The sequence below is a fragment of the Nonomuraea sp. NPDC052634 genome (assembly GCF_040678535.1).
GTDB classification, from domain to species: domain Bacteria; phylum Actinomycetota; class Actinomycetes; order Streptosporangiales; family Streptosporangiaceae; genus Nonomuraea; species Nonomuraea fastidiosa.
This window is the reverse complement of record NZ_JBFATY010000001.1, coordinates 1,496,129-1,514,893: the sequence shown is the minus strand read 5'-3', so window position 1 is coordinate 1,514,893 and position 18,765 is coordinate 1,496,129. Positions and strand designations below refer to the sequence as shown.

The following is an 18,765-nucleotide window of genomic DNA, read 5'->3' as shown; positions in this document are numbered from 1 at the left end:
GGCAAGGAAGGGAACAATGCGAGGCTCCAATGAATTGAGTCGGTATAACTCAACCCTTTGGAGTTCGCATGAGTGAGAGCTTGACCCTGCCGGTCCTGCCGCTTGACGACGCCGTCGTCCTGCCGGGCATGGTGGTTCCGCTGGACCTGTCCGACTCCGAGGTGCGCGCTGCGATCGAGGCGGCCCGTGCATCCGGTGGCAACAAGCCACGGGTCCTCCTCGTTCCCCGCATAGACGGCCGCTACGGCGCCATCGGCGTCAGTGCCGTCGTGGAGCAGGTCGGGAGGCTGCCGGGCGGCGAGCCCGCCGCGGTGGTGCGCGGCGTCGACCGCGTCCGCGTGGGCACCGGCACGACCGGCCCCGGCGCCGCGCTGTGGGTGGAGGCCGACACCATCGATCCCGTCCCCGCCGGCGACCGCGCCCACGAGCTGGCCAAGGAGTACAAGGCGCTGGCCACCACGATCTTGCAGAAGCGCGGCGCCTGGCAGGTGGTCGATCAGGTCAACCAGATCGACGACCCCTCGGTGCTCGCCGACAGCTCCGGCTACACCCCGTGGCTCAGCACCGCGCAGAAGGTCGAGCTGCTCGAGCAGCCCGACCCGGCGGAGCGGCTGGCCAAGCTCATCGAGTGGTCCCGCGAGCACCTGGCCGAGCTCGACGTCGCGGAGACGATCCGCAAGGACGTCCAGGAGGGCATGGAGAAGCAGCAGCGCGAGTTCCTGCTGCGCCAGCAGCTCAACGCCATCCGCAAGGAGCTGAAGGAGCTGAACGGCGACTCCGCCGAGAGCGAGGAGGAGGACTACCGCGCCCGCGTGGAGGCCGCCGACCTGCCCGACAAGGTGCGCGAGGCCGCGCTTAAGGAGGTCGACAAGCTGGAGCGGACCCCCGACCAGTCGCCCGAGACCGGCTGGATCCGCACCTGGCTCGACACCGTGCTCGACATGCCGTGGAACGTCCGCACCGAGGACAACTACGACCTCGCCAACGCGCGGGCCGTGCTCGACGCCGACCACACCGGCCTCGCCGACGTCAAGGACCGCATCATCGAGCACCTGGCCGTGCGCAAGCGCCGCCAGGACAAGGGGCTCGGCGTGGTGGGCGGCCGCCGCAGCGGCGCCGTGCTGGCGCTCGCCGGCCCTCCCGGAGTCGGCAAGACCTCGCTCGGCGAGTCCGTGGCGCGCGCGATGGGCCGCAAGTTCGTCCGCGTCGCGCTCGGCGGCGTACGCGACGAGGCCGAGATCCGCGGCCACCGCCGCACCTACGTCGGCGCGCTGCCCGGCCGCATCGTCCGCGCCATCCGCGAGGCCGGCTCCATGAACCCGGTGGTGCTGCTCGACGAGGTCGACAAGGTCGGCGCCGACTACCGCGGCGACCCCACGGCCGCCCTGCTCGAGGTGCTCGACCCGGCCCAGAACCACACGTTCCGCGACCACTACCTCGAGGTCGAGCTCGACCTGTCCGACGTGCTGTTCCTGGCCACCGCCAACGTGCTGGAGGCCATCCCCGGGCCGCTGCTCGACCGCATGGAGGTCGTCACGCTCGATGGCTACACCGAGGACGAGAAGGTCGCCATCGCCCGCGACCACCTGGTCCCCAGGCAGCTGGAGCTGGCCGGGCTCACGGCCGAGGAGGTCACGGTCGAGGAGCCGGCGCTGCGCAAGCTGGCCGCCGAGTACACCCGCGAGGCGGGCGTGCGCTCGCTCGAACGCTCCGTCGCCCGCATCCTGCGCAAGATCGCGGCCAAGGACGAGCTGCCCGTCACCGTACGCGAGGAGGACCTGGTCGACTACCTCGGACGGCCGAGGTTCGTGCCCGAGTCGTCGCTGCCGGAGAACAAGCAGCGCACCTCCGTCCCCGGCGTGGCCACCGGCCTGGCCGTCACAGGGGCGGGCGGAGACGTCCTGTACGTCGAGGCGTCGCTGGCCGACCCCGAGACCGGCGAGACAGGGCTCACGCTGACCGGCCAGCTCGGCGACGTGATGAAGGAGTCGGCCCGCATCGCACTGTCCTACTTGCGCTCCCACGGCGCGGAGCTGGAGCTGCCGGTCACCGCGCTGAAGGACCGCTCGGTCCACGTGCACTTCCCCGCAGGCGCCGTGCCGAAGGACGGACCGTCCGCCGGCGTGACGCTGACGACGGCGCTGGCCTCGCTGCTGTCCGGCCGGCTGGTCCGCAGCGACGTCGCCATGACCGGCGAGATCTCGCTGACCGGGCGCGTGCTGCCGATCGGCGGTGTCAAGCAGAAGCTGCTCGCCGCCCACCGGGCCGGCATCACGACCGTCCTCATCCCGGCGCGCAACGAGCCCGACCTCGACGACGTGCCCGAGGAGGTCCGCAAGGAGCTCACCATCCACACGGTGAGCGACGTGCGCGAGGTCCTCGACATCGCGCTCAGCCCGGCCGAGGTCGCGACCACCGTCGCGGCCTGACCGCCGCCCGGCCCGTGCCGCGCCACGAGCCACCGCCCCGCCGTACCTGGCCTCCTGGGGTACGGCGGGGCGGTCATGTCCGGCGGCCCGAGGCGGAGTACGGCGGGGCCGTCCTGCCCGCCGCCACGGTCGAGGAACCGCGCCCCCACGCGCCCAGTGCCCTGCGCCCCGCCCCCACGCGTCCGCGCTCCCGCGCCCCGCGCCCCGCGTCCGCGCGCTCTGCGCCTGCGCCCTGTATCGCCTGCGTCGTCGGCTCTCTGCGTCGCGCCGTGAGCAGCAACCCGTCGAGGCGGTCGAGGAGATGCTCGGCCAGCTCGTCGGCCCGGCCATGCGCAACGCGAAGAAGGAGGCCGAGGCGCTGGCGGAGCAGGCCGGGTTCCCGATCGAGCCGTGGGACTGGCCGTACTACACCGAGAAGGTGCGCCAGGCCCGCACCCCCGCCCCTGCTCGCACCCGGTCTCCCGGGTTGTGGTGGGACGGCTGTGTGGGCGTCACTTCGATAACACCCTGCCTGCTTTCGCCGCCCTACCGCTTTTGCCTGCTTTGGCGTGCTGCGCAGAGTGGGGCTGTTGTGTGTGGCCCTTCGGGGGGCGTGCCCGGTTCCGTCCCTTACTGCTCCCGTCCTGCTGTGCAGGCGGGGCGGCTGTGTGCGCGGCTCTTCGGGGGCCTGCTGGCTTCCGCCGCCCGTCCACACCTGGTCATCTGGCCTGCCTGGGGCGGGCGTGTGCCAGCCCTTTGAGGGAGGCCCTGTCGGGGGAGGCCCGCCTGCTTTCGCCGCCCCTCTGCCCATCGCCTCCCGGCCTACGGCGGGGCGGTCGTGCGCGAGGGGCCATCGCCAGGCGTGACGTATATCACTGAAAAGACCGGGAATAGCGGAAAAGATCACCGTCGTTGACCCGGGCGTGAACGAGGCATACGCGACCGATCGCTGCGTCCCCGAGGGCGCCGCGTGTCGCCGCATGCGTATGGGGCGAATGCCGGCCCGCTAGAAGCAGACCCACCCGCCCGTTCCTCGAAGTCGAAGGTCGTCATGATCAGACCAGGTCACGTGCTGCGCAGGCTGAGTCACCTGCCCTTCCACCCCGGCATGCACTGACTTCGGCGCGCCTCAGGCGCGCGCCAGCCCTTCCGGTGATGTTCGTTCCCGCGGCCCGCCACGCGGCCGCCCTCAGTCGTGGGGATTCTCCGTGATCCAGGCTTCCGGCCTGCGCAAGCAGTACGGCGACACCGTCGCGCTCGACGGCGTCGATCTGCATGTGCGCGAAGGCGAGATCTACGGCGTGCTCGGCCAGAGCGGCGCCGGCAAGAGCACGTTGCTGCGCTGCGTCAACCTGCTCGAACGCCCCACCGCGGGCACCGTCACCGTCGCGGGACAGGACCTGACCGCGCTCGGCGACCGCGAGCTCAACCGCGCCAGGCAGCGCATCGGCATGATCCACCAGCACTTCGCGCTGCTCTCCTCGCGCACGGTGGCGGGGAACGTGGCCTTCCCGCTGGAGATCATGGGCGTGCCCAAGGCCGAGCGCGAGCGCAGGGTGGCCGAGCTGCTGGAGCTGGTCGGCCTGGAGGGGCGCGGCAAGGACCGCCCGCACCAGCTCTCCGGCGGCCAGAAGCAGCGCGTCGGCATCGCCAGGGCCCTGGCGGGCAACCCGTCGGTGCTGCTGTCGGACGAGGCCACCTCGGCGCTCGACCCGGGCACCACGCAGTCGATCCTCGCCCTGCTCAAGCGGCTCAACACCGAGCTGGGCCTGACGATCCTGCTCATCACCCACGAGATGAACGTGGTCAAGAGCGTCTGCGACTCGGTCGCCATCATGTCGCGCGGCCGCATCGAGGAGTCCGGCGCCATCGCCGACCTCATCAGGACCCCGGGCTCCCGGCTGACCAGGGAGATCTTCCCGCTGCCCGAGCCCGCGCCCGCGGGGTCGGTGACGCTGACGTTCACCGGCGACCCGCGCCAGCCCGTGGTGTCGGAGGTGGTACGCAAGTTCGACGTGGACCTCAGCATCCTCGGCGGCTCCATCGAGGACCTGGCGGGCGGCTCGGTCGGCCGGCTGCGCGTCGTGCTCGACGGCTCCGACCGGCAGGCGGCGCTGGCGTACCTGCGTGACTGCGGGCTGATCGTGGAGGAAGCGGGGGAGGCCGCGTGACCTGGGAAGAGATGCTGCCGCTGCTGGGCCCGGCGACGCTGGAGACGGCCGCCATGGTCGGCTGGTCCACGCTGTTCACGCTGCTGCTCGGGCTGCCGCTCGGCGTGGCGCTGGTGGTGTTCGACCGCGACGGCCTGCGCCCGCTGCCCGCGCTGAAGTCCGCGCTCGGGTTCGTCGTGAACGTGGGGCGCTCGCTGCCGTTCATCGTGCTGATGATCGCGATCATCCCGTTCACCCGGCTGGTCGTCGGGACCACCATCGGGACGGCCGCCTTCGTGGTGCCGCTGACCGTCGGCGCGGTGCCGTTCTATGCCCGGCTGGTCGAGACCGCGCTGCGCGAGGTCGGCAAGGACGTCGTGCAGGCGGCGCAGGCCATGGGCGCGAGCAGGACCGCGATCGTGCGCAAGGTCCTGCTGCCCGAGGCGCTGCCCGGCCTGGTCGCGGGCCTGACCGTGACCGTGGTGGCGCTCATCGGCTACTCCGCCATGGCCGGCACGCTCGGCGGCGGCGGGCTCGGCGACCTGGCCGTCCGGTACGGCTACCAGCGGTTCGAGACGCTCCTGATGATCGTGACGGTCGTGCTGCTGCTCGTCATCGTGCAAGTCCTGCAGAGCCTGGGCGACTGGGTCGCTCGGCGCCTATCGCACAAGTAAGGAAAAATCATGAAAATTCACCGCATTGTGGGTGCTGTCGCGCTGGCTCTGTCGCTCGCCGCATGCGGCACGTCGCAGTCGGCGACCGGCCCCACGCAGGCCGAGTCCGCCGACGACGTGATCAAGGTGGGCGTCAATCCGGTGCCGCACGCGGAGATCCTCAACTTCGTCAAGGACAACCTCGCCCCCGCCGCCGGGCTCAAGCTCGAAGTCGTCGAGTTCACCGACTACGTGCAGCCCAATGTGCAGCTCGAAGAGGGCAAGCTGACGGCCAACTACTTCCAGCACCGGCCGTACCTCGACGACTTCAACAAGAGCAAGGGCACGAACCTGACCTTCGTCGCGGGCGTCCACCTGGAGCCGCTCGGCCTGTACTCCAAGAAGGTCACCGACGTGTCGGCGCTGCCCAGCGGGGCCACCGTGGCGCTGCCCAACGACGCCACCAACCTGGGCCGCGCGCTCAAGCTGCTCGCCGACAACGGCCTGATCACGCTCAAGGACGGCGTCGGCACCGCCGCCACCGAGCGCGATGTGGCGCAGAACCCGAAGAACCTGCAGTTCAAGCCGCTGGAGGCGGCGCAGCTCCCGCGCTCGCTGGAGGACGTGGACGCCGCGGTCATCAATGGCAACTACGCCATCGAGGCCGGTCTCAAGCCCGCGTCGGAGGCGCTGGTGCTGGAGAAGACCGAGGGTAACCCGTACGTCAACGGCCTGGTCGTGCCGAGCGGCCACGAGAAGGACGCCAACATCGTCACCCTCGGCAAGCTGCTGCAGGACCAGAAGGTCAAGGACTTCATCCAGCAGAAGTACCAGGGCTCGGTCATCCCGGCCCAGTGATCCAGGCCGTCACCACCGGTGCAGCCGACGTGAGCGCCCGCCCGCGATAGAGCGCCCGCACGGGTCCGGCCCGGTGCGTCGCGGTTCCCGCGCGAACTCCGGTTCGCGCGGGCGTGAGATCCCGGCCCGGTGTCCGTTGCGGCCCCCGCGTGAGTTCCGGCTCGCGCGGGGGCTGTTCCGGTTCTGGCGGGGCTGTTCCGGTTCTGCTGGCGTTGCGGTTCTGCTGGGCTGTTCCGGTTCTGCTGGGCCGTTGCGGTTCCGGCGGGGCTATTCCGGTTCTGCTGGGCCGTTGCGGTTCTGGTGTGGGCCGTTCCGGCTCTGATGCCGGCTGTTTCGGTTCTGGCGGGTGGCAAAGTAACCGAATACTGTTCTGTTCATGTATCCGGGAGCCATCGCAGCAGTCACCCCCGACAAGCCCGCTGTGATCATGGCGGGCTCCGGACGCGTCATCACCTACCGCGAGCTGGACGAGGAGTCGAACCGGCTGGCCCACCTGTTCCGCTCCGCCGGCCTGCGCCCCGGCGACCACGTCGCCTTCATGCTGCCCAACCACCCGCTCTTCCTCGCCGTCGCCTGGGCCGCGCACCGCGCCGGCCTGTACTACACCCCCATCAGCTCCCGGCTGCAGACCGACGAGCTGGCCTACATCGTCGGCAACTGCGGCGCCCGGGTCTTCATCTCCAGCGCCGACCTGGCCGCCGTCGCCACCTCCGTCACCGCCGCCACCCCGGACGTCGAGCTGCGGCTCATGCTCGACGGCGAGGCCGAGGGCTTCACCTCGTACGAGCGGGCCGTCGCCGCCCACCCGGCGACGCCCATCGCGGACGAGTGCACCGGTGCCGACATGCTCTACTCCTCCGGCACGACCGGCCGCCCCAAAGGCGTCAAGGTGCCCGCCTCGCACGGCCCGCTGGAGGAGCCCGGCATGCTGCTCAAGCTCATCCAGGCCCTGTTCGCGCCGACGGCCGGCAGCGTCTACCTCTCGCCCGCCCCGCTCTACCACGCCGCGCCGCTGCGCTACTGCATGTCGTTCCAGCGCCTCGGCGCCACGGTGGTGGTGATGGAGCGCTTCGACCCCGAGCAGTACCTGGCGGCGGTCGAGCGGTACGCGGTGACGCACACGCAGCTCGTACCGACGATGTTCATCAAGATGCTGAAGCTGCCGCAGGAGGTCCGCGCCAAGTACGACGTCTCCTCGCTCAAGTACGCCATCCACGCCGCCGCGCCCTGCCCCATCCCGGTCAAGGAGCAGATGATGCAGTGGTGGGGACCGATCATCCACGAGTACTACGCGGGCACCGAGGGCAACGGCTTCCTCTACGTCGGCCCTGAGGACTGGCTGACGCACAAGGGCACGGTCGGCCGCTCCCTGCTCGGCATCGTGCACATCTGCGACGAGAACGGCGATGACCTGCCGCCGGGCGAGCACGGCACGATCTACTTCGAGAAGGGCGGCCGCTTCGAGTACCACGGCGACCCCGACAAGACCCGCTCGGCCCAGGACCCGAAGGGCAGGGGCTGGACGACGCTGGGCGACATCGGCTACCTCGACGAGGAGGGCTTCCTGTATTTGACCGACCGCCGCTCGTACATGATCATCTCAGGTGGTGTGAACATCTACCCGCAGGAGGCCGAGAACGTGCTGTCGGTGCATCCGAAGGTGGCCGACGTGGCGGTGTTCGGCGTGCCGGACGAGGAGATGGGCGAGCAGGTCAAGGCCGTGGTCGAGCCGGTGAACATGGACGAGGCGGGACCGGAGCTGGAGTCGGAGCTGATCGCGTACTGCCGCGAGCACCTGGCCCACTACAAGTGCCCCAAGTCGGTGGACTTCCGGGCCGAGCTGCCCCGCCACCCGACCGGCAAGCTTTACAAGCGGCTGCTGAGGGACGAGTACTGGCCCGCCGGACGTTAAGAAAGATCGAACGGAGGCTCCGCACCCCGCGCGCCCGCCGCGAGCTCGTCCGATGAGCGCCGCATCAGGGCGTGCGGCGCCCGCGGAATTCCGCTCTTAGCCCGCTCTTACGAGAGTCTTGACACCCTTGAAGCAGAGGGATTCGAGGGAGATGACAGGATGAACGCGAACGAGCCTCGCGAGCAGGGTCCCGAGCGGCGGGACTCCGGTGGGTGGAGCCAGTTCGGCGCCACCCCGCCGATAGCCGGGGGCTTTCCCCGACGGGAGACGATCGTCATGGAGGTGCCGCCGCCACCGCCGGCGCAGCCCAAACAGGCGCGCTTCACCGTCGGCCAGAAGGTCATCGCGGGTCTCGCCATGGCCGCCATGGCCGTCGTCGGCGGCGTCGTGGGGGCCGCTGTCGCCACCTCGTTCCAGCCTGAGCCGGTCGCGAGCAGCGCTCCCGTGACTCCCGGCCCGGTCTTCAAGTCGGCCTCCGACCAGCTCACGGTGGCCGAGGTGGCGGCCAAGGTGCAGCCCACGGTCGTGATGATCAAGGGGCAGACCGGTGAGGGCTCCGGCGTGGTGCTGTCGGAGGACGGCATGATCCTCACCAACAACCACGTGGTCGTGGGGGCGGGCCAGGGCGGCCAGATGACGGTCAAGTTCAGCGACGGCAAGACAGCGCGGGCCACCATCGTCGGCACCGACCCGGCGACCGACCTCGCCGTCATCAAGGCCGAGGGCGTCTCGGGCCTGGTCAAGGCCACGCTCGGCGACAGCGACAAGCTCAGGGTCGGCGACCCGGTGCTGGCCATCGGCAGCCCGCTCGGCCTCGACGGGTCCGTCACGGCGGGCATCGTCAGCGCGCTCGACCGTACGCTGAACCTCGGCAACCAGGAGCGCAGGCAGCTCCCGCCCGGCTGGCCGCAGGCCAATGAGAGCATGCCCACCACGATCGGTGGCGCCATCCAGACCGACGCCTCGATCAACCCCGGAAACTCCGGCGGTGCGCTGGTGAACGCGGCGGGCGAGCTCGTCGGCATCAACACCGCGATCGCCTCCGAGGCGGCGGGCGGCGGCGTCGGCTTCGCCATCCCGGTCAACACCGCCAAGCAGGTCTCCGAGCAGCTCATCTCCAGCGGCAAGGTCACGCACGCCTGGCTCGGCGTGAGCGTGACCGACGCCACCGGCGACGTGCCAGGCGCGCTGATCAGAGAGGTCACCCCCGGAAGTCCGGCGGACAAGGCCGGACTGCAGCAAGGCGACCTCATCACGAAGATCGGTGACAAGATGGTTGACGGAGGCGATACCGTTGTTGGGCAGGTCAGAGGTTTCAAACCCGGCCAAGAGGTCAAGATCACATATATGAGGGATGGCGACAGTCACGAGGTGAACGTCACCCTCGCGGAGAACGCGTAACACACGGGACCCCCTCATGGACGGGTGTGTCGTCGAGATCGCTGCGGACTCGGCGGCACACCCCCCCAGTTCTCCGGCACATCCCCTCAGGTGAAGCGCCGCCCCTCGTCGCGGCGGTACGCCCACACGGCCCCTACGGCGGCCAGCACCGTCCAGCCGGCCAGCGCCGCCAGCGCCACCCCGTCGGGCGTCGTGCCCGCCGTCACCGCCCACAGCAGCTCGGCCACGCCACGCGCGGGCGTGAACGGCGAGACCGCCTCCACGACCCCCGGCAGGATCTGCGGCGGCAGCAGCAGCCCGCCCAGCACGCCGAGCGGAAAGAACAGCAGCTGCGACACCGCGATCGCCGCCTTGGCGGTCAGCAGGAACCCGACGCACAGCCCCATCAGCATGAACGGCACCGAGCCCGCGACCAGCGTCGCCAGCGCCGCGAGCAGCCGCACCGGCGTGATGACGGCCAGGGTGAACAGCGCCGCGACCAGCAGCACCGGCACCACCCCGAGCAGGATCTGCACCACCGCGGCGAGGATCCGCCCCGCGAAGCGGGGGAACGGCCCGGCGGGCAGCGTGCGGACGTAGGGGTTCCAGGGCTGCTCGCGGTCCTGCGACACCGTGACCGCCAGCCCGATGATCGCCTGTGACATCGCGCCGAACAGCATCAGCGACGCCGTCGCCATCGTGGCCGCCCGCGGATCGTCACCGGCGAACGGCACCACGAACGCCAGCAGCGCTATGGCCGGGAACAGCGCGCCCGCCGCCAGGCCGATGGGCACTCTGAGCTGTTCGAGCAGCAGGACGCGGGTGTGCGCGGCGACCAGGCTAGACATGGGCCGACTCCTTGCCGGTGATCGTGAGGAACGCCTCTTCCAACGTGGTGGGCCTGATCTCCAGGCCGGAGAACGGCGCGCCGCTGCGGACCAGCTCGACCACCAGCCGGTCGGGGTCGGTGGTGACCAGGGTGATCCGGTCGCCGGCCCGCTCGCTGCCGAGCACGCCGGGCAGTTCGGGCAGGCGCTCGGCCACCAGCGAGACGCGCCGCACGCCCACCAGGCCGCGGATCGCGTTCACCGTGTCGTCGGCCAGCACCCGGCCGTGGCCCAGCACCACGACCCGCTCGGCCAGCGCCTCGATCTCCTCCAGGTAGTGGCTGGTCAGCAGCACCGTGCCGCCGCTGTCGTGAAAGGCCGTGACGCCCGCCCACAGGGCGTGCCTGGCCTCGACGTCGAGACCGGTGGTCGGCTCGTCGAGGAAGACCAGCCGCGGGTTCCCGGCGAACGCGAGCGCCACCGCCAGCCGCCGCCGCTGACCGCCCGACAGCCCGCCGACCTGACGCCCGGCCAGGTCGTCGAGCCCGAACCGGCCGAGCAGCTCCTTCCTGCCGACCGGATCGGGGTAGTGGGCGCAGACGAAGTCGACCACCTCGCCGACCCGCAGCGACTCCGGCAGCCCCGTCTCCTGCGGGGTCACGCCGATGCCGCGCCGCGTCACCGGGTCGAGCGGCGAGCCGCCGAGCAGCTCGATGGTGCCCGACGTCGGCCGGCGCAGCCCGGCGAACAGGCTGAGCAGCGTGGACTTGCCGGCCCCGTTGGGGCCCAGCAGGCCGACCAGCTCGCCCGCCCCGATGTCGAGCGAGACGCGGTCGAGCGCCACCACGTCGCCGTAGCGGCGGGTCACCTCTAAGGCGCGGGCCAGAACCGTCATCGGACTCCTCCAGCGTTGTCCAGCAGGGCGCGGATCGCCGCGGTGTACTCCTCGAAGGCCAGCCGCCCGCGCTTGGTCAGCGCCACGTACGTGACGGGCGTGCGGCCCCTGTGTGTCTTGGTGATGCGGACGTAGCCGGCGTCCTCCAGCTTGGTGAGGTGCACCGACAGGTTGCCCGCCGTCATGCCGAGCAGTTCCTTGAGCGAGTTGAACGCCATCTCGTCGCCGTCGGCCAGCACGTTGAGCGCGGCCACCACGCGCAGCCTCGCCTGGGCGTGGATCACCGGGTCCAGCTCGGGCGGCGCGCCCCCTGGCTTGTTCTCCGCGTCCCCGCTCACCCGCGCTGCCTCCGCCACAGCCACAGCCCGGCCGCGATGAACCCGCCGCCCAGCAGAACCGCCGTCAGCAGCGCGTGCGGGCCGGGGCCGAGCAGCACGCCCAGCGCGTTCACACCGGCCGTCCAGCCGCCGATGAAGAACATCGGCCAGTTGAGCCAGATGGCGCCGCCCAGCATGTAGAGCAACGCGACGACCAGCAGCGGGCCGCCCGCCCACAGCAGGCCGCGCTCGGCGGCGGGCAGCATCGGGCCCAGCCTGATCGCGATGAGCGAGGCCAGCACCATGCCCGCCAGCCACGCGTAGCCGTACATCGCGCCCCTGGCCGAGGTGTCGCCGCGCACCGACTTGTTCATCTTGACGATCCCGTACGCGGACACCGCCCCCGCCACGATCATGGCCCCCATCAGCACGCTCACCGCCTGCATCTGCGAGATCGGCAGGTAGGAGCGCCCGTCGAGGCCGTAGTGCAGGAACAGGGCGGCGAAGCCGAGCAGCCAGGACACCCCCCACGGGACGTAGAGCAGGCGCGGGTCGCCCTGCAGCAGCCGCACGGTGGCGTGGCTCTGCTCCTCGATGACCCGCAGCATCTCCTCGGGGCTGGGCGCGCGCTCATCGTCATCGACCATGCAAACTCCTCGAATCAATAAAGTAGTTTGCACTTTAAACCTGATGGCGTCGCCAACTCAACTCGCGGGCACGGGGCGGTCACCGCCGGGTGAGGACCTCCGACTCCCACAGGTCGCGGTAGTAGCCGGGCACGCGTACCAGCTCGTCGTGCGTGCCGCGCTGCGTCACCCGGCCGTCCTCCAGCACGATCACCTCGTCGACCGACTCCAGGCCCTTGAGCCGGTGGGTCACCAGCAGCGTCGTGCGGTCGCGGGTGACGTCGAGCAGATCCTCCATGAGCCGGTCGGCGGTCTCCTCGTCGAGCGCCTCGGCCGGCTCGTCGAGCAGCAGCACAGGCGGGTCGTACAGCAGCGCCCTGGCCAGCGCCAGCCGCTGGAGCTGGCCGCCCGACACCGTCCTGCCGTCCTCGCCCAGCTCGGTGTCCCAGCCGGTCCGCTCGACCCAGCCGTCCAGGCGGGCGTCGCGCACCGCCCGCAGCAGCCGCTCGTCGTCCGCGTCGGGGCCCGCCAGGCGCAGGTTGTCGCGCAGGCTCGCGCGGAAGATGTACGGGTCCTGGGTGAGGCCGGTCATGAGGGCGCGTACGTCGTCGCCCGGCAGGTCGCGCACGTCCACGCCGTTCACCGTGATGCGGCCGGAGTCGGGCTCGACCAGGCGCATGAGGGCGGCCAGCAGCGTGCTCTTGCCCGCGCCGCTCGGCCCGACGATCGCCACCCGCCGGCCGGGCTCGACCCGCAGCGACACCCCGTCGAGCGCCGGGCGACCGCCGTAGGGGGCCGGGTGGTCGCCGTCGCGTGCCTCCCCGTCGAGCGCCGGGTGGCGGACCACGAGGTCCTCGATCTCGATGGTGAGCGGCGGCTCGGGGCGGGGCTTGGGCGCGGCGGGCTCGGTGACGGCCGGCTCCGACGAGCGCACCTCGCGCAGCCGCCGCAGCGCCGCCGTGATGCCCGCCATCCGCTCGCCCGCCGCCGCCAGCGGCAGCACCGGCTCGAACGCCACCAGCCCGGTCAGAGCGAGCACCGCCGTGCCGACCGAGTCCACGCCCGCCGACTGGGCGAGCAGCACCACGGCCGCCACGGTCAGGCCCTGCAGCAGGGTGCCGCCGGCCAGGGCGGCGGCGTGCACGCGGGCCTGGCGGCGTTCGAGTGCGGCCAGCGCGTCATCGGCCGCCAGCGCCCGGTCCAGGGCCGCCCCGTCCGCGCCGTACGCGGCCAGGTCGGCCGAGCCGTGCACCAGGTCGGCCACCCGGCCCGCCAGCGCCGCCCGCGCCGGGGCGATCCGCGCCGACCAGCGGCGCGCCGCGGCGGCCGTGCCCGCGGGCAGCAGCACCCCGGCCAGCGCCAGGCCCGCCAGCAGCACCAGCGCCGCCACCGGCAGGATCGTCAGCCCGATGACCACGGCCGCGAGGCCGGCGATCGCCGCGGCCACGGCCGGCAGCAGGCAGCGGACCAGCAGGTCCTGGACGGCCTCGGTGTCGTCCACCATGCGGCTCAACAGATCGGCACCGCCGTGGCGGGGGCGCTGCGGCGGGATGAGCGCCTCGTACAGGTCCTCCCTGGTGCCCGCCTGGGCGCGCAGGGCGACGTCGTGGCCGGTGAGGCGCTCGGCGTAGCGGAAGACGCCCTTGCTCGTGGCGAACGCCCTGGTCGCCACGATCGCCACGCTCAGCGCGGCCAGCGGCGGCTGCTCGGCGGCCCGGGTGATCAGCCAGGCGGCCGCCGCGATGAGCCCGAGACCGGCCAGGTCGGCCGCCGACCCGGCCAGCACCGCCCACCACAGGCGCAGGCCCAACCGCCGCTTCATCGTCCGCTCCCTTCCCCACGTGCTTGCCCGGCAGGCGCGCCGTCCCGAGCCTCCGCGTGTGCCTGCTGGGCCCGCTCGCCGTCCTCTGGCTCCGCGTGTGCCTGCTGGGCCCGCTCGCCGTCCTGAAGCGCCACGCGTACGTCCTCGGCCGCCGCGCCATCCGCCCGGGTGCCGGTCCTGGCGGTGTCGGAGAGGATGCGGCCGTCGTGGACGCGGATCACGCGGTCGGCGAGCTCGATCATGGCGGGCCGGTGCGCGACGATGACCGCCGTACGGCCCTGGGCCAGCTTGGCGGTGGCCGCCACCACCGCGGCCTCGCTGCGGCCGTCGAGCCGGGCCGTGGGCTCGTCGAGGAGCAGCACCGAGGCGTCGGGGCGGCAGAAGGCGCGGGCCAGGGCGACCCGCTGGCGCTGCCCCGCCGACAGGTTCGCGCCGCGCTCGCCCAGCACCGTGTCGAACCCCTGCGGCAGATCGGCGACGAAGTCGGCGTGCGCCGCCTCGGCCGCCCTGCGCACGTCGTCGAGCGAGGCGGAGGGGGCCCCGAGCCGGATGTTGTCGGCCACCGACGCGGCGAACAGATGCGGCCGCTGCGCCACGAAGGCGAGCCTCGCCCGCCACCCCGCGAGGTCGAGCTCGCGCAGGTCGGCACCGTCGATCAGGACCCGGCCCGAGGACGGCTGGACGAAACCGAGTATGAGGTGGAGCAGCGTGCTCTTGCCGCCGCCGCTCTCGCCCACCAGCGCCACCCGCTCGCCCGGCGCGATGGTCAGCGAGACGTCCTCAAGGGCGGGCGTGTCGCGGCCGGGGTAGCGCACGGTGACGTTCTCCAGCCGGATCTCCGGCGCGCCGCCGCCCGCGACCTCGCGGGTCCCGCCCGTGCGCTCGCCGGTCTCGGCGTCCAGGACGGCGAAGGCCGCGTCGGCCGCCGCCACGCCCTCCATGGAGGCGTGGAAACGCGTCCCCATGGCCCGCAGCGGCAGGTACGCCTCAGGCGCGAGCAGCAGCACCAGCAGCGCCGTCGTCAGGTCCAGCGAGCCGCCGAGCAGCCGCAGCCCGATCGGCACCGCGACCAGTGCCAGCGACAGCGAGGCGCACAGCTCCAGCACGAGCGACGACAGGAACGCCACCCGCAGCGTCCGCATGGTGGCGCTGCGGTGCGCGTCGGCGACCTGCCGGATGACGCCGGCCTGGTAGCGGGCCCGGCCGAAGGCGCGCAGCGTGGGCAGCCCGCGCACGACGTCGAGGAAGTGGCCGCCGAGCCGCGACAGCGCCTTGAACTGACGTTCGGTGACGGCCTTGGTGGTCATGCCGACGAGCGCGCCGAAGATCGGGATCAGCGGCAGCGTCACCAGCACGATCACGGCGCTGGCCAGGTCGGCGGCGAACAGCCGGACGAGCACGGCCAGCGGCACGACACCGGCCACGGCGATGGACGGCAGGTAGCCGGTCAGGTAGTTGTCGAGCCCGTCGAGACCGCGTCCGGCGAGCGTGACCAGCTCGCCGGAGCGGTGGGCGGTCAGCCGGGCGGGGCCCAGCTCGCGCAGCCGTCCGAGCAGCCGCCGGCGCAGCGCGGACTTGACGCCGGTGGCGGTGCGCCCGGCGAAGACGCCCTGTGTCCAGGCCAGCAGCGCCCGCACCCCGACCACGGCCGCCAGTACGCCGAGCGCGGCCGCGGTGAACCGCCCGGACAGCACGCCCGCGAGCAGCTCGGCCTGCACCAGCACGAGCAGCCCTGCGAGCACGGCGGCGGCCATGGTGACGGCGAGATGCGTGCGGACCGCGCGCTCGGCCCGCATGAGCGAAAGCAAACCCTTGTGCACAGAGCCCCTAGTAGTAGCCCTCGGTGGTCCTCAGAAGAACGACGGGAGCAGGACGGCGTCCTTGCCTGGCCGGAAAGTGCGCCATACCCATACTTGCGCCCCTACCAGGATGGGCGCGACAGGCAGGACCATGAGACTGAGCACATTCAGCGTGGCCGGGGGAGCGGTGTGCTCCAGCAGGTACGGCATCGCGGCCACCAGCACTCCGAGCGCGGGCAGCGCGGCCGCCGCCCCCGACACCAGCAGCGCCCGCCCGGACCGCGCGGCCCCGAACACGCCGGGCGTGCGCCAGGCCAGGAACGTCCAGCCGTGGAAGGCGAACAGCAGCGTCACCACGACGCCGAGCAGCAGCCCGAGCGGGTGCACCGCGGGGGCCTGGAAGCCGGTGGCGGCGGCGTACAGGGCCATGCCCCAGCCGGCGGACAGGCCGAGCGAGCCGAACGCGATGGCGGCGTCCCAGAAGCCCCGCCAGACCGTGCCGCCGGCCCTGCGGCGGAACCACAGCCCGGCATCGCGCAGCACCCAGCTCAGCAGCATGGCCACGACCAGCGGATACAGGGCGGACAGCACCCGGCCGTCCAGCAGCGGGTAGACCCCGGCGAGCGTCCCGCCCACGGCGACCAGCCACACCTCGTTGGCCAGCACGTACGGGGCGATCGCGGCCACCATGCGGTCCCGGTCGGCGCGCGTCCTGCCGAGCAGCGGCAGCAGCAGCCCCACACCGAGGTCGAAGCCCTCAAGGGCGAAGTAACCGGTCAGCAGCACCGTGAAGACGGCGAACCACAGCAGCTCCATCGTCAGCACCTCTTCAGTAGGTCAGGGCGGGGGAGGGCGTGCTCTCGGCGGTGGCGCCGAGGTCGGGCGCCTGCGGGCCCCGCCTGATCGCGCGGGCGATGAGCACGTAGTCGACGACCGCCAGCAGCCCGAGCACGGCGGTGAATCCGATCAGCGAGGTCGTCACCATGCCGGCGGTCAGGCCGGGCGTCATGGCGTCGGCGACGGTGAGCCGCTCCCAGATCATCCACGGCTGCCTGCCGATCTCCCTGGCCATCCAGCCGAGGATCGCCAGGATGAACGGCAGCGGTGTCATCAGCATGAGCACCGGGTGCGCCCAGCGGGCCCGCGGCAGCACCCGGATCAGCGGCAGCATCACGAACAGCACGACCAGCGCCAGGAGCTGGCCGATCTCGATCATGAAACCGAGCGCCACGGACGCCGGCACGTTGCCGCTGCCGAACTTGCCCTCGGCGACGCCGCCGAACTGGGCGTAGCCGAAGGCGACGGTCACCATGATGCCGAGGGCGGCGGCGAGCACGCCGGTGCGCAGCGACCGGCCGAAGAACTCCGTCTCCTCCGCGCGCCGCCACAGCCGGTACGCGCTCGCGCCCACCAGCACCATCCCGCCGGTGAACAGCCCGGCCCCGATGACGTGCGGGAACGAGAAGGTCAGCGCCTTGTTGGTGAGCAGCGCGCCGAAGTCCGCCAGCCGCAGCCGCTCGCCGTCGGCGACGGCGCCCGCCGGGTTCTGCAGGAACGAGTTGGCGACCATGATGAAGAACGCGCTCGCGTACGCGGTGAGCGTCACCGCCCAGATGCAGGCCACGTGCGCCCACTTGGGCAGCCGGCCCCAGCCGAAGATCCACAGGCCGAGGAAGGTGGACTCCAGGAAGAAGGCGAGCAGCGTCTCCATGGCGAGCGGCGCGCCGAACACGTCGCCCGCGTAGTCGGTCAGCCCGCTCCACGCCAGCCCGAACTGGAACTCCATGACGAGCCCGGTCACGATGCCGAGCGCGTAGTTGATCACGTAGATCTGCCCCCAGAAGCGCGTCATGCGCTCGTGCAGCGGCTGCCCGGTCCGTGCCCACCGGGTGTGCATGATCGCCACGAGTGGCGCCAGGCCCAGCGTGAGCACCACGAACAGGAAGTGCAGGCTGCCGGTCAACGCGAACTGTGTGCGTGCCAGATCCAGGACGTCCATCACCGCTCCGAAGTCGTGTCCCTCGATACGTAGGTAGCCTACACGTAGAAAGTCTACATGTAGACTGGCTACATGGGAGACCGGTCACTAGGATCGAAGTCATGAATCCGGACGCGTTGCGCGGGCACATGGACGCTCTGCTGCTCTCCGTGCTGGAGGACGAGCCGCTGCACGGCTATGCCATCATCGAGGCCCTGCAGGAGCGCAGCGGGGGAGTGCTCAGCGTGCCCACCGGCACCGTCTATCCGGCGCTGCGCAGGCTCGAGCGCATCGGTTACCTGTCGAGCGAGTGGGCGACCGTGGGCGGGCGCAAGCGCCGCACCTATCGGCTCACCGAATCGGGGAGGAAGCAGCTTCAGGGAGAGCGATCGGCCTGGCGGGAGTTCTCCACCGTGATCGGCAGCGTGCTGCGCGCCGAGTCCGCAGCGCTGGGGTGAGCCGGGCTGGGGTGAGCCGGGCTCAGGAACGCGTCACGCGCACGCACTGCGTGGCGCCGTAGATCTGCAGGCCCCACATCGCCGAGGTGACCAGGTTCGCCAGCAGGGCCGGCAGCGGGGCGAGCGAGGCCGAGGTGTCCAGGGCGAGCGACAGCACCAGCGACAGCCCGGCGGTGATCGCCAGCGTGCCGAAGACCATGAAGGCCATCGACCTGATGGCGAGACGGGGCCGCTTGATCCAGCGGGCGCCCCTGCTCAGCGCGAAGACCACCAGGCCGCCGTACACGCCGGTGGCGAGCTGGAGCACGTCGATCAGCTCGGAGACGACGCCGGACCAGGCGGGCGCGGCGGCCCAGGCGGCGGCGTCGCCGGGGTAGATCCGCCACAGCACCGACCACATCGCGACCGTGATCGGCACGCTCACGAACAGCAGCGTGCCCAGCCGCCGGCCCGACGCGGCGGTCAGCTCCATCTGGTAGCCGGGGGTGATCTCGGCGATGTCGCCGAACTCCTTCACCGCCTGCCGCTCGGCCTCCTCCCGATCGAGCCCTTCGGCCTCGAGTGCCTCGGCGGTGTCGAGCAGGCTGTCACGTGCCTCGACGACCAGGTCGCGCTTGGGTCCCGGAGGGCCGCACAGGGCCCGATCAAGCTCGGACACGTAGTCGTCGATGAGCATGGCTCA

General features: G+C 71.8%; 16 protein-coding genes. 7 read left to right on the top strand and 9 right to left on the bottom strand.

Annotation, left to right across the window (positions count from 1 at the left end):
- Positions 1-68: 68 nt before the first annotated feature.
- The 6 genes from lon (at position 69) to AB0K67_RS06870 (ending at position 9,382) form a co-directional block, all read left to right on the top strand.
- Positions 69-2,429, top strand: a complete 2,361-nt coding sequence (lon, locus tag AB0K67_RS06895) for an endopeptidase La (protein ID WP_364054099.1) — start codon at positions 69-71, stop codon at positions 2,427-2,429.
- A 1,187-nt stretch (positions 2,430-3,616) separates the two neighbouring features.
- Positions 3,617-4,579 (top strand): ATP-binding cassette domain-containing protein, encoded by a 963-nt coding sequence (locus AB0K67_RS06890; protein ID WP_364054096.1) that lies wholly within the window; start codon positions 3,617-3,619, stop codon positions 4,577-4,579.
- Positions 4,576-5,232 carry a methionine ABC transporter permease gene (locus tag AB0K67_RS06885; protein WP_364054093.1) on the top strand — a complete coding sequence of 219 codons (657 nt, stop codon included), beginning with the start codon at positions 4,576-4,578 and terminating at the stop codon, positions 5,230-5,232. The genes AB0K67_RS06890 and AB0K67_RS06885 overlap by 4 nt, the downstream gene beginning before the upstream one ends.
- 9 nt (positions 5,233-5,241) lie before the next feature.
- Positions 5,242-6,069: a MetQ/NlpA family ABC transporter substrate-binding protein gene (locus AB0K67_RS06880; RefSeq protein ID WP_364054090.1), complete on the top strand. Its 828-nt coding sequence runs from the start codon at positions 5,242-5,244 to the stop codon at positions 6,067-6,069.
- Positions 6,070-6,445: 376 nt separating this feature from the next.
- Positions 6,446-7,981 carry an acyl-CoA synthetase gene (locus tag AB0K67_RS06875; RefSeq protein WP_364054087.1) on the top strand — a complete coding sequence of 512 codons (1,536 nt, stop codon included), beginning with the start codon at positions 6,446-6,448 and terminating at the stop codon, positions 7,979-7,981.
- A gap of 159 nt (positions 7,982-8,140) precedes the next feature.
- Complete coding sequence (locus tag AB0K67_RS06870; protein WP_364054084.1) at positions 8,141-9,382, top strand: trypsin-like peptidase domain-containing protein; 1,242 nt, start codon at positions 8,141-8,143, stop codon at positions 9,380-9,382.
- Between the two features lie 86 nt (positions 9,383-9,468).
- On the opposite strand, the gene AB0K67_RS06865 is transcribed toward AB0K67_RS06870, so the two are convergent.
- The 8 genes from AB0K67_RS06865 to AB0K67_RS06830 form a co-directional block, all read right to left on the bottom strand.
- Entirely contained in the window at positions 9,469-10,209 is a 741-nt protein-coding gene (locus AB0K67_RS06865; RefSeq protein ID WP_364054081.1) for an ABC transporter permease, read from the bottom strand.
- The gene (locus tag AB0K67_RS06860; RefSeq protein WP_364054079.1) at positions 10,202-11,083 is read right to left on the bottom strand and encodes an ABC transporter ATP-binding protein; all 882 of its coding nucleotides are present in this window, start codon (positions 11,081-11,083) and stop codon (positions 10,202-10,204) included. Before AB0K67_RS06860 ends, AB0K67_RS06865 begins: the two co-directional genes overlap by 8 nt.
- Positions 11,080-11,421, bottom strand: coding sequence for a transcriptional regulator (locus AB0K67_RS06855; protein ID WP_364054076.1), 342 nt, complete (start codon positions 11,419-11,421; stop codon positions 11,080-11,082). The genes AB0K67_RS06860 and AB0K67_RS06855 overlap by 4 nt, the downstream gene beginning before the upstream one ends.
- Positions 11,418-12,047: a hypothetical protein gene (locus AB0K67_RS06850; RefSeq protein WP_364054074.1), complete on the bottom strand. Its 630-nt coding sequence runs from the start codon at positions 12,045-12,047 to the stop codon at positions 11,418-11,420. Before AB0K67_RS06850 ends, AB0K67_RS06855 begins: the two co-directional genes overlap by 4 nt.
- 79 nt (positions 12,048-12,126) lie before the next feature.
- Positions 12,127-13,848 (bottom strand): thiol reductant ABC exporter subunit CydC, encoded by a 1,722-nt coding sequence (gene cydC / locus AB0K67_RS06845; RefSeq protein WP_364054071.1) that lies wholly within the window; start codon positions 13,846-13,848, stop codon positions 12,127-12,129.
- Positions 13,845-15,644, bottom strand: coding sequence for a thiol reductant ABC exporter subunit CydD (cydD, locus tag AB0K67_RS06840; protein WP_364054068.1), 1,800 nt, complete (start codon positions 15,642-15,644; stop codon positions 13,845-13,847). The genes cydC and cydD overlap by 4 nt, the downstream gene beginning before the upstream one ends.
- A 54-nt stretch (positions 15,645-15,698) precedes the next feature.
- Positions 15,699-16,463, bottom strand: a complete 765-nt coding sequence (locus AB0K67_RS06835) for a cytochrome d ubiquinol oxidase subunit II (protein ID WP_364054065.1) — start codon at positions 16,461-16,463, stop codon at positions 15,699-15,701.
- Between the two features lie 13 nt (positions 16,464-16,476).
- Positions 16,477-17,646 carry a cytochrome ubiquinol oxidase subunit I gene (locus AB0K67_RS06830; protein ID WP_364054062.1) on the bottom strand — a complete coding sequence of 390 codons (1,170 nt, stop codon included), beginning with the start codon at positions 17,644-17,646 and terminating at the stop codon, positions 16,477-16,479.
- 101 nt (positions 17,647-17,747) lie between these two features.
- On the opposite strand from AB0K67_RS06830, the gene AB0K67_RS06825 reads away from it, so the two are divergent.
- A complete protein-coding gene (locus AB0K67_RS06825; protein ID WP_364054059.1) occupies positions 17,748-18,083 on the top strand; it encodes a helix-turn-helix transcriptional regulator in 336 nt (111 codons plus the stop codon).
- Positions 18,084-18,105: 22 nt separating this feature from the next.
- On the opposite strand, the gene AB0K67_RS06820 is transcribed toward AB0K67_RS06825, so the two are convergent.
- Complete coding sequence (locus AB0K67_RS06820) at positions 18,106-18,759, bottom strand: permease prefix domain 1-containing protein (protein ID WP_364054056.1); 654 nt, start codon at positions 18,757-18,759, stop codon at positions 18,106-18,108.
- Positions 18,760-18,765 lie beyond the last annotated feature (6 nt).

What these genes read in the sequence shown, in the direction of transcription:
- AB0K67_RS06875 (WP_364054087.1), top strand. Translation starts at nt 6,446, where the DNA reads ATGTATCCGGGAGCCATCGCAGCAGTCACCCCCGACAAGCCCGCTGTG.
- AB0K67_RS06870 (WP_364054084.1), top strand. Translation starts at nt 8,141, where the DNA reads ATGAACGCGAACGAGCCTCGCGAGCAGGGTCCCGAGCGGCGGGACTCC.
- AB0K67_RS06850 (WP_364054074.1), bottom strand. Translation starts at nt 12,047, where the DNA reads ATGGTCGATGACGATGAGCGCGCGCCCAGCCCCGAGGAGATGCTGCGG.
- AB0K67_RS06860 (WP_364054079.1), bottom strand. Translation starts at nt 11,083, where the DNA reads ATGACGGTTCTGGCCCGCGCCTTAGAGGTGACCCGCCGCTACGGCGAC.
- AB0K67_RS06830 (WP_364054062.1), bottom strand. Translation starts at nt 17,646, where the DNA reads ATGGACGTCCTGGATCTGGCACGCACACAGTTCGCGTTGACCGGCAGC.
- cydD (WP_364054068.1), bottom strand. Translation starts at nt 15,644, where the DNA reads ATGCGGGCCGAGCGCGCGGTCCGCACGCATCTCGCCGTCACCATGGCC.
- AB0K67_RS06880 (WP_364054090.1), top strand. Translation starts at nt 5,242, where the DNA reads ATGAAAATTCACCGCATTGTGGGTGCTGTCGCGCTGGCTCTGTCGCTC.
- AB0K67_RS06820 (WP_364054056.1), bottom strand. Translation starts at nt 18,759, where the DNA reads ATGCTCATCGACGACTACGTGTCCGAGCTTGATCGGGCCCTGTGCGGC.
- lon (WP_364054099.1), top strand. Translation starts at nt 69, where the DNA reads ATGAGTGAGAGCTTGACCCTGCCGGTCCTGCCGCTTGACGACGCCGTC.
- AB0K67_RS06835 (WP_364054065.1), bottom strand. Translation starts at nt 16,463, where the DNA reads ATGGAGCTGCTGTGGTTCGCCGTCTTCACGGTGCTGCTGACCGGTTAC.
- AB0K67_RS06825 (WP_364054059.1), top strand. Translation starts at nt 17,748, where the DNA reads ATGAATCCGGACGCGTTGCGCGGGCACATGGACGCTCTGCTGCTCTCC.
- cydC (WP_364054071.1), bottom strand. Translation starts at nt 13,848, where the DNA reads ATGAAGCGGCGGTTGGGCCTGCGCCTGTGGTGGGCGGTGCTGGCCGGG.
- AB0K67_RS06865 (WP_364054081.1), bottom strand. Translation starts at nt 10,209, where the DNA reads ATGTCTAGCCTGGTCGCCGCGCACACCCGCGTCCTGCTGCTCGAACAG.